Genomic DNA, 12,220 nt, shown 5'->3' on the forward strand with positions numbered 1-12,220 from the left:
GGAGGATCACTCCTGGTTCAGATACTCGCCAGCATCCGCATCGGTGCCATGGCCCGACGGCGTCACCGCCGCCAGCGCATCGTCGCCGGTGCCGCCGGCATCGCGCGGCGAGCGGGCGAGTTCGGCGTCATGCTCTTCCTTGGCCGAGTTCGGTGCGATGATCGACACCTCGGCCATGCGCCGCTGCTGGACCCGCAGCGCCGCATCGCGCGACGAAGCGGTGACGCGCAGGCGGTTCATGCCCGCACCGGTACCAGCCGGGATCAGACGACCCACGATCACGTTCTCCTTGAGACCAGTGAGCGTGTCCTTCTTGCCCTGTACCGAGGCTTCGGTGAGCACGCGCGTGGTTTCCTGGAACGACGCCGCCGAGATGAAGCTGCGGGTCTGCAGCGACGCCTTGGTGATGCCGAGCAGGACGGGCTTGCCCTGGGCCGGACGATCCTTCTTGCCGATCTTCGAGTTGATCTCGTCCATCTCGTCGCGATCGACCTGTTCGCCGGCCAGCAGCGTGGTGTCGCCGCCGTCGGTGATCTCGACCTTTTGCAGCATCTGACGAACGATCGTTTCGATGTGCTTGTCGTTGATCTTCACGCCCTGGAGACGATAGACCTCCTGGATTTCCGACACGAGATATTCGGCCAAGGGCTCGATGCCGAGCACTTCGAGAATGTCGTGCGGATCAGGGCTGCCGCCGATCAGGTTATCGCCGCGCTTGACGTAATCGCCTTCCTGCACGTCGATGACCTTCGACTTGGGCACCAGATACTCCACGACCTCGCCGCCGTCCTCGGGCTGGATGCCGATCTTGCGCTTCGCCTTATAGTCCTTGCCGAACACCACGCGGCCCGAGACCTTTGCGATGATCGCATTTTCCTTGGGCTTGCGCGCTTCGAACAGTTCGGCAACGCGTGGCAGACCGCCGGTGATGTCACGCGTCTTGGCGCTTTCGCGGCTGACACGGGCCAGAACGTCACCGCCCTGAACCGTCGCACCATCCTCGACCGAGAGCGTTGCGCCCGGGACGAGCATGTAGCGACCGGCCTCCTCGGCGCTTTCGCCGGTGAGGGTCAGGCGCGGACGGAGATCCTCCTTGGTCTTGCCGCTGGCGCGATACTCGATCACGACCCGCTGCGAGATGCCGGTGGCTTCGTCGGCCTGCTCGGTGAGCGTCTTGCCCTCGATAAGATCCTGATACTTCACGACGCCGGGGTTCTCGGTGATGACCGGCATGGTGAACGGATCCCACTCGGCCAGACGATCGCCCTTCGACACGATGTGCTTGTCGTCGAACAGCACATACGCACCATAAGGAATGCGGTGCACTGCACGCTCGCGGCCGTCCATGTCGACGATCGCGATTTCACCCGAGCGGCTGAGCACAACGCGGCGGCCGCGCTGGTCGGTGATGGTGCGAAGATCACGATATTCCATCGTGCCGTCGGCCACTGCCTCCAGGTTGGACTGCTCGTTCAGCTGTGCCGCACCACCGATGTGGAAGGTACGCATGGTCAGCTGCGTGCCCGGCTCACCGATCGACTGCGCCGCGATGACGCCGACGGCTTCACCGATGTTGACCGGCGTACCGCGGGCGAGATCGCGCCCGTAGCACTTGCCGCAGACACCGATCTTGGTCTCGCACACCAGCGGCGAACGGATCTTGCAGCTCTGCGTGCCGATCGCCTCGATCTGCGCGACCATCGGCTCGTCGAGCAGCGTGCCCGACGGGATAACGATCTCGCCGGTCTTGCTGTCGATGATGTCTTCCGCGGTCGTGCGACCGAGGATGCGCTCGCCGAGCGACGCGATCGTCGAGCCGCCCTGCACGATCGCGCGCATTTCCAGCGCGCGGGTCGTGCCGCAATCGAGCTCCATGATCACGCAGTCCTGCGAAACATCGACCAGACGACGCGTCAGGTAGCCCGAGTTCGCCGTCTTCAACGCCGTATCCGCGAGGCCCTTACGAGCGCCGTGGGTGGAGTTGAAGTACTCAAGGACGGTCAGGCCTTCCTTGAAGTTCGAGATGATCGGCGTTTCGATGATCTCGCCCGACGGCTTGGCCATAAGGCCGCGCATACCGGCGAGCTGCTTGATCTGTGCCTGCGAACCGCGGGCACCCGAGTGGGCCATCATGTAGATCGAGTTGATCGGCTTCTCGCGACCCTTATTGGGGCCGTCCTCGTAGCGCTTAACCGCCTTGATCTCTTCCATCATGGCGTTTGCCACCTGGTCACCGCAACGGCTCCAGGCGTCGATCACCTTGTTGTACTTCTCCTGCTGCGTGATCAGACCGTCCTGATATTGCTGCTCGAAGTCCTTCACCAGGCCGCGCGTCTCGTCGACGAGAGCGACCTTGGCGTCCGGGATGATCATGTCGTCCTTGCCGAACGAGATGCCGGCCTTGAACGCGTGGCGGAAACCGAGCGACATGATCGCGTCGGCGAACAGCACGGTCTCCTTCTGGCCGGTGTGACGATAGACCTCGTCGATCACGTCGCCGACGTCCTTCTTGGTCAGCAGGCGGTTGACGGTGTCGAACGGCACCTTGGACGATTGCGGCAGGCACTCACCCAGCAGCATGCGACCAGGGGTGGTCTCATAGCGCTTGAGATACTGGTTGCCCTGCTCATCGGTCTGCGGAACGCGGCTGATGATCTTGGTGTGGAGCGTGACCGCGCCAGCCTCGAGCGCGTGATGAACCTCCTGCATGTCGGAGATCATCATGCCTTCGCCGGGCTCGCCTTCCTTGAGCATCGACAGATAATACAGACCCAGCACCATGTCCTGCGACGGCACGATGATCGGCTTGCCGTTCGCTGGCGACAGGATGTTGTTGGTCGACATCATCAGCACGCGCGCTTCGAGCTGGGCTTCCAGCGAGAGCGGCACGTGGACCGCCATCTGGTCACCGTCGAAGTCGGCGTTGAAGGCCGAGCAGACCAGCGGGTGAAGCTGGATCGCCTTGCCCTCGATCAGCACGGGCTCGAACGCCTGGATGCCGAGACGGTGAAGGGTAGGGGCGCGGTTGAGCATGACCGGATGCTCGCGGATCACCTCGTCCAGGATGTCCCAGACTTCCTTGCGCTCCTTCTCGACCCACTTCTTCGCCTGCTTCAGGGTCATGGACAGACCCTTGGCGTCGAGACGGGCGTAGATGAACGGCTTGAACAGCTCGAGCGCCATCTTCTTCGGCAGGCCGCACTGATGCAGCTTGAGTTCCGGACCGGTCACGATGACCGAACGGCCCGAATAGTCGACGCGCTTGCCGAGCAGGTTCTGACGGAAGCGGCCCTGCTTGCCCTTGAGCATGTCGGACAGCGACTTGAGCGGACGCTTGTTGGCGCCCGTGATCGTGCGACCGCGGCGGCCATTGTCGAACAATGCGTCGACGGCTTCCTGCAACATGCGCTTTTCGTTGCGGACGATGATGTCCGGCGCACGCAGTTCCATCAGGCGCTTGAGGCGGTTGTTACGGTTGATCACGCGGCGATACAGATCGTTCAGATCCGAGGTCGCGAAGCGGCCACCGTCGAGCGGCACCAGCGGGCGCAGTTCGGGCGGAATGACCGGAACGACTTCGAGGATCATCCATTCCGGGCGGTTGCCGGATTCGATGAAGCTCTCGACGACCTTCAAGCGCTTGATGATCTTCTTGGGCTTCAGCTCGGACTTGGTGACCGCCAGCTCTTCGAGCAGTTCCTTGCGCTCACCTTCGAGATCGAGGTCCTGCAGCATGATGCGCACGGCTTCTGCACCGATGCCGGCCGAGAAGGCGTCTTCGCCATATTCGTCCTGCGCGTCGAGGAGTTCGTCCTCGGTCATCAACTGGTACTTTTCGAGCGGGGTGATGCCCGGCTCGATCACGATATACGCCTCGAAGTACAGCACGCGCTCGAGCTGCTTGAGCTGCATGTCGAGCAGCAGGCCGATGCGCGACGGCAGCGACTTGAGGAACCAGATGTGCGCGACCGGGGCGGCCAGCTCGATATGGCCCATGCGCTCACGGCGGACCTTCGAGACGGTGACTTCAACGCCGCACTTTTCGCAGACGATGCCCTTATACTTCATGCGCTTGTACTTGCCGCACAGGCATTCGTAATCCTTGATCGGACCGAAGATGCGCGCGCAGAACAGGCCGTCACGCTCAGGCTTGAACGTGCGATAGTTGATGGTTTCCGGCTTCTTGATCTCGCCGAACGACCACGAGCGGATCTTGTCCGGGGAGGCGATGCCGATCTGGATCTGGTCGAAGGTCTCGGCCTTGATGACCGGGTTCGCGAAGTTTGTGAGTTCGTTCATTTTGCTTCCTTCTCTCCCTCTCCCCGCTGGCGGGGAGAGGGCAGGGGAGAGGGGCAGTCTCTCCCGGCTTGGAAATGGTTTGAGGAGAGGTGCCCCTCTCCCCGACCCTCTCCCCGCGAGCGGGGAGAGGGAGAAGATTTTACTCCGCCGCGATCGCGACGCCGTCGCTGTCGAAATGCTCGGTCGTGGTCAGTTCGATGTTCAGACCCAACGAGCGCATTTCCTTGACGAGCACGTTGAAGCTCTCCGGAATACCGGCCTCGAACGTGTCGTCACCCTTGACGATCGCCTCATAGACCTTGGTGCGCCCGACGACGTCATCGGACTTGACCGTGAGCATTTCCTGCAAGGTGTACGCAGCACCATATGCCTGAAGCGCCCAGACCTCCATTTCACCGAAGCGCTGACCACCGAACTGCGCCTTACCACCCAGCGGCTGCTGCGTGACGAGCGAGTACGGCCCGATCGACCGGGCGTGGATCTTGTCGTCGACCAGATGGTGCAGCTTGAGCATGTAGATGATGCCCACGGTGACCTTGCGGTCGAACTTGTCGCCGGTACGACCGTCGAACAGTTCCGACTGACCCGAGGTGTCGAGACCGGCCAGTTCCAGCATCGCCGAAACGTCCGCTTCACGCGCACCGTCGAACACGGGCGTTCCCATCGGGATGCCGGTCTTCAGGTTTTCCGCCAGCTCGATGATCTGGTCGGCATCGCGCGCCTCGATGTCGGCCGCATAATGCTCGCCATACACTTCGAGCAACCGCGCCTTGACCGCGTCGGGCATCGCGCCCGGTGCGGGTTCGGGGTTGGCTTCGCGCCAATCTTCCAGCGCACGATGGACTTGCTGCCCGAGATTGCGGGCGGCCCAGCCGAGATGCGTTTCGAAGATCTGCCCGACGTTCATGCGCGACGGCACGCCCAGCGGGTTGAGCACGAGATCAACCGGCGTCCCGTCGGCGAGGAACGGCATGTCCTCGGCCGGCAGGATGCGCGAGATGACGCCCTTATTGCCGTGACGGCCGGCCATCTTGTCGCCCGGCTGGAGCTTGCGCTTCACCGCGACGAACACCTTGACCATCTTGAGCACGCCTGGCGGCAGCTCGTCACCACGCTCGAGCTTGTCGCGACGATCGTGGAACTTGTCGAGGATCAGCTTGGCGGCATCGTCATACTGCGCCTTGACCGCTTCCAGATCGCTCTGGACCTTGTCGTCGGCAACCGCGAACTTCCACCATTCGTGACGATCGACGCTGTCGAGCACGTCCTCGTCGATGACCACGCCCTTCTTGGGGCCGTTCTTGGGAACGGCGGTCGCGGTCTGGCCGATCAGCATTTCCTTCAGGCGCGACCAGGTCGCACGGTTCAGGATGGTGCGCTCATCGTCCGAGTCCTTCTTCAGGCGCTCGATTTCCTCGCGCTCGATCGCCATCGCGCGCTCGTCCTTGTCGATGCCGTGGCGGTTGAACACGCGCACTTCGACGACGGTACCAGCAACGCCCGGCGGCAGGCGCAGCGAGGTGTCGCGCACGTCCGACGCCTTTTCACCGAAGATGGCGCGGAGCAGCTTTTCTTCCGGCGTCATCGGCGATTCACCCTTGGGGGTGATCTTGCCGGCGAGAATATCGCCCGGCTCGACTTCGGCACCGATGTACACGATGCCCGCCTCGTCGAGGTTGCGCAGGGCTTCCTCGCCGACATTGGGGATATCGCGCGTGATGTCTTCCGGCCCGAGCTTGGTGTCGCGCGCCATGACTTCGAATTCCTCGATATGGATCGAGGTGAAGACGTCGTCCTTCACGATACGCTCGGAAATGAGGATCGAGTCCTCATAATTGTAGCCGTTCCAGGGCATGAACGCGACGAGCGCGTTGCGGCCCAGCGCCAGCTCACCGAATTCGGTCGACGGGCCGTCGGCGATGACGTCGCCAGCGGTAATCACGTCGCCCACCTTCACCAGCGGACGCTGGTTGATGCAGGTGTTCTGGTTCGAGCGCTGGAACTTCATCAGCGTGTAGATGTCGACGCCCGACTGGCCGGCTTCGACATCACCGGTCGCGCGGATGACGATACGCGACGCATCGACCTGGTCGACGATACCGGCGCGCTTGGCCGAGATCGCAGCGCCCGAATCGCGCGCAACGGTCTCTTCCATGCCGGTGCCGACGAACGGTGCCTCGGCCTGGACCAGCGGCACAGCCTGACGCTGCATGTTCGAGCCCATCAGCGCGCGGTTGGCGTCATCGTTTTCCAGGAACGGAATGAGCGATGCCGCGACCGAGACGAGCTGCTTGGGGCTGACGTCCATCAGGGTGATGTTGTTGGGGATCGCCATCAGGAATTCGCCCGCCTGACGCGACGAGACGAGTTCTTCGACAAAGCCCTTGTCGGCGTTCAGTTCGGCGTTGGCCTGCGCGATCGTGTGCTTGGCCTCTTCCATCGCCGACAGATAGACGACGTCGTCGGTCACCTTGTGATCGATGACCTTTCGGTACGGCGTTTCGATGAAGCCGTACTTGTTGACGCGGCTGAAGCTCGCGAGCGAGTTGATCAGACCGATGTTCGGGCCTTCCGGCGTTTCAATCGGGCAGATGCGGCCATAATGCGTCGGGTGAACGTCGCGGACTTCGAAGCCCGCGCGCTCACGCGTCAGACCACCCGGTCCAAGGGCCGAAACGCGGCGCTTGTGGGTGACTTCCGACAGCGGGTTGGTCTGATCCATGAACTGCGACAGCTGCGACGAGCCGAAGAATTCGCGGACCGCGGCAACCGCCGGCTTGGCGTTGATCAGATCGTTCGGCATCACCGTCGACACGTCGACCGACGACATGCGCTCCTTCACGGCGCGCTCCATGCGGAGCAGGCCGACGCGGTACTGGTTCTCGAGCAACTCGCCGACCGAACGGACACGACGGTTACCGAGGTTGTCGATATCGTCGATGTCGCCCTTGCCGTCCTTCAGATCGACCAGCGTCTTGATGACGGCGAGGATGTCCTCGGTGCGCAGCGTGGTGACCGTGTCCTCGGCATCGAGGTCGAGGCGCATGTTGAGCTTTACGCGACCCACCGCCGACAGATCGTAGCGATCGGGATCGAAGAACAGGCCCGAGAACAGCGACTCTGCGGTTTCGAGCGTTGGCGGCTCGCCAGGGCGCATGACGCGGTAGATGTCCGACAGTGCCTGTTCGCGCTCCTCGGCCTTGTCGACCTTGAGCGTGTTGCGGATCCATGCGCCGGTGGCGACGTGATCGATGTCGAGCAGTTCGATGCGATCGATACCGGCCTGGTCGAGCAGTTCGAGGTTCTCGGCCGACACTTCGTCGCCCGCCTCGATGTAGATCTGGCCGGTATTGTCGTTGATGAGATCATAAGCCGAATAGCGGCCGAAGATTTCCTCGGTCGGGATCAGCAGGTCGGTCAGGCCGTCCTTGGCTGCCTTGTTGGCGGCGCGGGGGCTGATCTTCTGGCCGTTGGCGAACACGATCTCGCCGGTCTTGGCGTCGATAATGTCGTACATCGGCTTCTGGCCACGCCAGTTCTCGGCCTGGAACGGGATGATCCAGCCACCCTGGCCGCGGACGAAGGTCACGCGGTTGTAGAAATGGTTGAGGATCTCCTCACCGGTCATGCCGAGTGCGTACAGGAGTGCGGTGACCGGCAGCTTGCGCTTGCGATCGATGCGGACGTTGACGATGTCCTTGGCATCGAACTCGAAATCGAGCCACGAACCGCGATACGGAATGACGCGGGCGGCGAAGAGGTACTTGCCCGAGGCATGCGTCTTGCCGCGGTCATGATCGAACAGAACACCCGGCGAGCGGTGCATCTGCGACACGATGACGCGTTCGGTGCCGTTGATGATGAAGGTGCCGTTGCCCGTCATCAGGGGCATGTCGCCCATGTAGACGTCCTGCTCCTTAATATCGAGGACCGAGCGCGAATCGGTGTCGGCATCCACCTCGAACACGATCAGGCGCAGCGTGACGCGCATCGGTGCCGCATAAGTGATGCCGCGCTGGCGGCATTCGTCGGTGTCGAACTTGGGCGGCTCAAGCTCATAGTTCACGAAGTCGAGCTCGGCGGTGCCGGCGAAATCGCGGATCGGGAAGACCGAGCGCAGCGTCTTTTCGAGACCGGAGACATAGCCGATCGACGGATCGGAGCGCAGGAACTGTTCGTAGGATTCGCGCTGAACCTCGATCAGGTTCGGCATCTGCACGACTTCGTGAATGTTGCCGAAAACCTTGCGGATGCGGCGCTTGGCCGTGCCGCTTTCGGCGCGCCGCGTGGGGGTGCTGCCGTCGATTGCTTTGGTCGCCATGGAGATGTCTGCCCTCAAGCTGTATAATCTGGCCCGGAATCCACCGGGCGGGCACGCTCCAAAGACGCAAAAAGCCGCATGTCCTCCTCATCGGATGACAGCAGCTTGTAAGCGTCTCTAGATACTACAATCTCCAATACGATCGATGTGCTGCGCGACGGCACATCATTTCCCGAAAATTGCAGTGGAACGCGCCATATAGGGAGGGCAGGGCGCGCTGTCAAATACGGCGGCGTTGCTCTCCGCTGCTGCCGTTAGGCATGTGCCCCCTCGATCGACGCTACGCGTCGGCGATGGTCGCTGAAGCGCTCTCCGCCGATCCGCTCGGTGCGAACGCCATTTGCCTTCCAAGGCTTGCAGAGCTTGCAACCGGCGCGCTGATTGCGCGCGCGGCCTCGTTTATGATGCATTGCTGCCTCCATGCTGTGCGTTCAGCATAGAGGAGGTGGGGTGTGGATGCGATCGCGAATCTGCTGCATTCAAGCTGAGACATTGCCGCACGCTCCGGTGTTTCGAACAGGGGCGGACGCAGTATAGCGTGCTGTTTCCCTGTGTTCCGGGTCAATTAGACGCGGATAAAACGGAACTTGCTCCAGCCGATATTGACGTCCTGCCCTACCTGTCCCGTTGGATGGCATTATCTTCGCCATCGGTGTGTACGGATTGCGTGTATCGGGGGGCGTCTTATCGAGCGTCGCTCGCACCTATGGTGCGGTCGGGCGCGTCTTGACACTCGCGGCCTTGGCGGGGGGGGATTTGTCGTTATGCCGGTTCGGGTGAAACCGATGCCTTTTCTTGTCGTTGCGGCGGTGCTGCTGGCGGCTGCTCCCATGGCGCATGCCCAGAATACACCGGAGGCCAAACCCCTGCCGGGGCTGGACGACTTCAACCTGCCGTCATCGCGGCCCCGGCCCGCAGTGCCGACCCCCGAACCGACGGTCAGCGGACTGCCGCGCCGGGACAGTCCGGCCGACCGGCCCAGCACGGAACGCGTGCAGCCGCCGCTGGTGGTGCCGACCGAGCGCGCAACCCCTGCTGCTCGCCCGACTGCGGCACCGCGCGCTACGCCGATCCCGACCCCGACCCCGACGCCCATTGCGGCACCGACACCAGTTCCGGCTTCCGAGCCAACGTCGCTCCCCACGGTGGCCGCCGATCCGGCACCGGTGGAGTCGTCTTCTGCGCCAACGGCGTTGCCTGCAGCGCCGCCGCCACCTGGCCGTGCGGCGCGGGTGGCTCCGTCGGAATCGGTCATGCCCGCAATTGGACTTGGGTTTGGCGGTGTGGCGCTGGTGTTGGCGCTCGGGGCGCTCGGCTGGTGGTGGTGGCGTCGCCGCGAGGCTGATCGCGGGGATCGGCGCCGCCACCGCGACCACGAGATCTTCCTGTTGCATCCAGCGGGCGGAGACAGCGCGCCACCACCACCACCACCACCACCACCACCACCACCACCTGCGGTCGCGGAGCCGGTCCCGTCCGAAGCTGCGCCAGACACGCGGGCCCTGATCGAAGTCACCCTGGTTCTCAAGCGGGCCGGCACCAATGTGCTGAGCGCCGCGGTCGACTATACGATCGTTGCGCAGAACACAGGAAACCGCGCGGCGACTGGCATCCACCTCAACGTGCGCTTGCTCAGCGCGGGCACGCAGCAGGATGCGCAGATCGCGGCGGTGTTTGCCGCGCCGATCGCGCAGCCCGTGGCCGCGCCCTTCGATTTGCCGCCGGGCGCGACGATCGAACTGGGCGGCATGGCGATGCACCCGAAGCAGACGCTTGAGCCGCTGGACGTTGCGGGCAAGGTGCTGTTCGTGCCGGTGCTGACGGTCAACCTGACCTATGATTGGGCCGGTGGCAGCGGCCAGACCGCGCGCTCCTATGTCATCGGCATCGATCGCGGAGCCGAGGCGAAGTTGCAGCCGTTCCGCCTCGATGCGCCGCCGCGCATGTATGATAGCGTCGTGGCCTTGCCCTATCTGATCGCGGAGACACGCTGAGCACTTTACGATTATCGATAAGTAGCATATCGATAATCGTAAAGGAGGCGGCGATGGGTGGTTATGATCGAGTCTTGAAAGCGTCGCGCTTCACGGTGCGGTTGTTTCTGGTGGTCAATCTTGTGTGCATCGTCGGCTTCGTTGCGGCGATCCTGCTGTCCTTTCCGGTGGATGGCTGGCTGACCGCGCGGCTGGTGCATAAATATGGGACGACGTTGCACGTTGCGGGCGTCATCCTTGCGCTGCGGCTGTTAATGGCCTTGGGCGCTGTTGCCGGGCTGGTGCTGCACCGTATCTTCACCCAGCTATTGGCGATCCTCGATACGGTGCGGCGTGGTGATCCGTTCACCGCCGCAAACGCCACGCGGCTCCGCGCGATCGCCTGGGCGATGCTGGCGTTGCAGGGGCTCGATCTCGTGCAGGGCGCGATGACGGCGTGGTTCGCTGCGCTGCACGTGCAGTTCGTCAACTGGACGCCCTCGTTTGGCGGCTGGGTGGCGGTTCTGCTGCTGTTCGTTTTGGCGCAGGTGTTCTCGCGTGGTGCCGACATGCGCGACGAACTGGCGGCGACGGTCTGATGCCGGTGGTGGTGAAACTCGACGACGTGCTCCACGCGCGCCGCATGACGCTGACCGAATTGGCGGCGGCGGTCGACATCAGCGTGGTCAATCTGTCGATCCTGAAGACGGGCAAGGCGCGCGCGATCCGTTTTTCGACATTGGAGGCGATTTGCACCGTGCTGGACTGCCAGCCGGGGGACATTTTGCGGTTTGAGGGGGAGGGGGACGCGTGACCAAGCGCTTTTTCAAGAGTTGGGGCGGTGCATTTGGCGACACGGCGCGGACCGCACGCGCGCTGCCGTGGATTGTGCTGGTGATGGCCGCGATCGAGCTGGCGCAGCATGGGGTCGAGGTTCGCACCGGATTTTTCTCAGCCGATCCGGCCACACGCCATGCTGCTGGATTGACGGCGGCGCGGCTCGCCTTTGGCTGGCCGAAAATGCTGATCGTGTGGAGCGTGGCGTTCGTGGCGACGCGCTACCTGGTGCTGCACGACCGACGGATCGCGCTGCGTCCGTCGGCGCTTGCGGCGCGGCGTTATGGCTGGGTCATTCTGTTTCAGTTCGTGCCGACCGCGATCGTCATTTATGCCGAGCCGATCCTGAAGCTGTTCGGGGCCGCCAGCGAGGGGCAGGTGACGGCCCTTCGTGCGATTGCTGGGCTCGCTCAACAATTGCTCGAACCGGCCTTGCTGTTGTGGTTCGTCAGCGCCGCGATCGGCACTCGCGGATATGGGCCGATCGCTTCGGCGCGCGTGACCGGTTGGTGGTATTTCTGGGCGCTGTTGCTGATTTTCGTGACGCGCATGCCGTTCAACGCGGCGCATCAATTGCTCAATCGGTTTGCGGCGGGGCAGCCGCCTGCCATTTTATGGCCGATGCTGGTGCTGGATGCGGCGGTCGTGCCGGCGATGGTGATCGTCGTTGCGGCGGCACAGGTGCGTGCGGCGCGCGCGATCGCCGAGCGCCGCGGACGGACGTTGCTGGAGGGGTGAGATACGAAAAAAGGGCGGCACCGTGTGGTGCCGCCCCTTTTCTGTGTCGCGG

The 12,220-nt window shown here is 63.3% G+C and carries 6 protein-coding genes; 4 read left to right on the forward strand and 2 right to left on the reverse strand.

Translation table 11 applies throughout. The features are described 5' to 3' along the window. Positions 1 to 6: 6 nt before the first annotated feature. Entirely contained in the window at positions 7 to 4,299 is a 4,293-nt protein-coding gene (gene rpoC / locus ACP7BY_RS04905; RefSeq protein ID WP_137902520.1) for a DNA-directed RNA polymerase subunit beta', read from the reverse strand. A gap of 139 nt (positions 4,300 to 4,438) precedes the next feature. Beyond that, the gene (rpoB, locus tag ACP7BY_RS04910; RefSeq protein WP_033963913.1) at positions 4,439 to 8,620 is read right to left on the reverse strand and encodes a DNA-directed RNA polymerase subunit beta; all 4,182 of its coding nucleotides are present in this window, start codon (positions 8,618 to 8,620) and stop codon (positions 4,439 to 4,441) included. A 785-nt stretch (positions 8,621 to 9,405) separates the two neighbouring features. Between rpoB and ACP7BY_RS04915 the strand changes: the two genes are divergently transcribed. From ACP7BY_RS04915 to ACP7BY_RS04930, 4 genes are read left to right on the forward strand one after another with little or no spacing between them, the layout of a single operon-like run. After that, on the forward strand, positions 9,406 to 10,614 hold the full coding sequence (locus ACP7BY_RS04915; RefSeq protein ID WP_249340815.1) for a hypothetical protein: 1,209 nt from the start codon (positions 9,406 to 9,408) through the stop codon (positions 10,612 to 10,614). A gap of 53 nt (positions 10,615 to 10,667) precedes the next feature. Then, complete coding sequence (locus ACP7BY_RS04920) at positions 10,668 to 11,192, forward strand: DUF2975 domain-containing protein (protein ID WP_033964282.1); 525 nt, start codon at positions 10,668 to 10,670, stop codon at positions 11,190 to 11,192. Beyond that, positions 11,192 to 11,407, forward strand: coding sequence for a helix-turn-helix domain-containing protein (locus tag ACP7BY_RS04925; RefSeq protein WP_137902521.1), 216 nt, complete (start codon positions 11,192 to 11,194; stop codon positions 11,405 to 11,407). Before ACP7BY_RS04920 ends, ACP7BY_RS04925 begins: the two co-directional genes overlap by 1 nt. Continuing rightward, positions 11,404 to 12,168: a hypothetical protein gene (locus ACP7BY_RS04930; protein ID WP_033964283.1), complete on the forward strand. Its 765-nt coding sequence runs from the start codon at positions 11,404 to 11,406 to the stop codon at positions 12,166 to 12,168. Before ACP7BY_RS04925 ends, ACP7BY_RS04930 begins: the two co-directional genes overlap by 4 nt. Positions 12,169 to 12,220 lie beyond the last annotated feature (52 nt).

Source organism: Sphingomonas sp. PSPC2-2 (genome assembly GCF_049897725.1).
Taxonomy (GTDB): domain Bacteria; phylum Pseudomonadota; class Alphaproteobacteria; order Sphingomonadales; family Sphingomonadaceae; genus Sphingomonas.

Bases quoted from the DNA above. Each gene is read 5' to 3' on its own strand.
- ACP7BY_RS04925 (WP_137902521.1), top strand. From the start codon at position 11,192: ATGCCGGTGGTGGTGAAACTCGACGACGTGCTCCACGCGCGCCGCATG.
- ACP7BY_RS04915 (WP_249340815.1), top strand. From the start codon at position 9,406: ATGCCTTTTCTTGTCGTTGCGGCGGTGCTGCTGGCGGCTGCTCCCATG.
- ACP7BY_RS04920 (WP_033964282.1), top strand. From the start codon at position 10,668: ATGGGTGGTTATGATCGAGTCTTGAAAGCGTCGCGCTTCACGGTGCGG.
- rpoB (WP_033963913.1), bottom strand. From the start codon at position 8,620: ATGGCGACCAAAGCAATCGACGGCAGCACCCCCACGCGGCGCGCCGAA.
- rpoC (WP_137902520.1), bottom strand. From the start codon at position 4,299: ATGAACGAACTCACAAACTTCGCGAACCCGGTCATCAAGGCCGAGACC.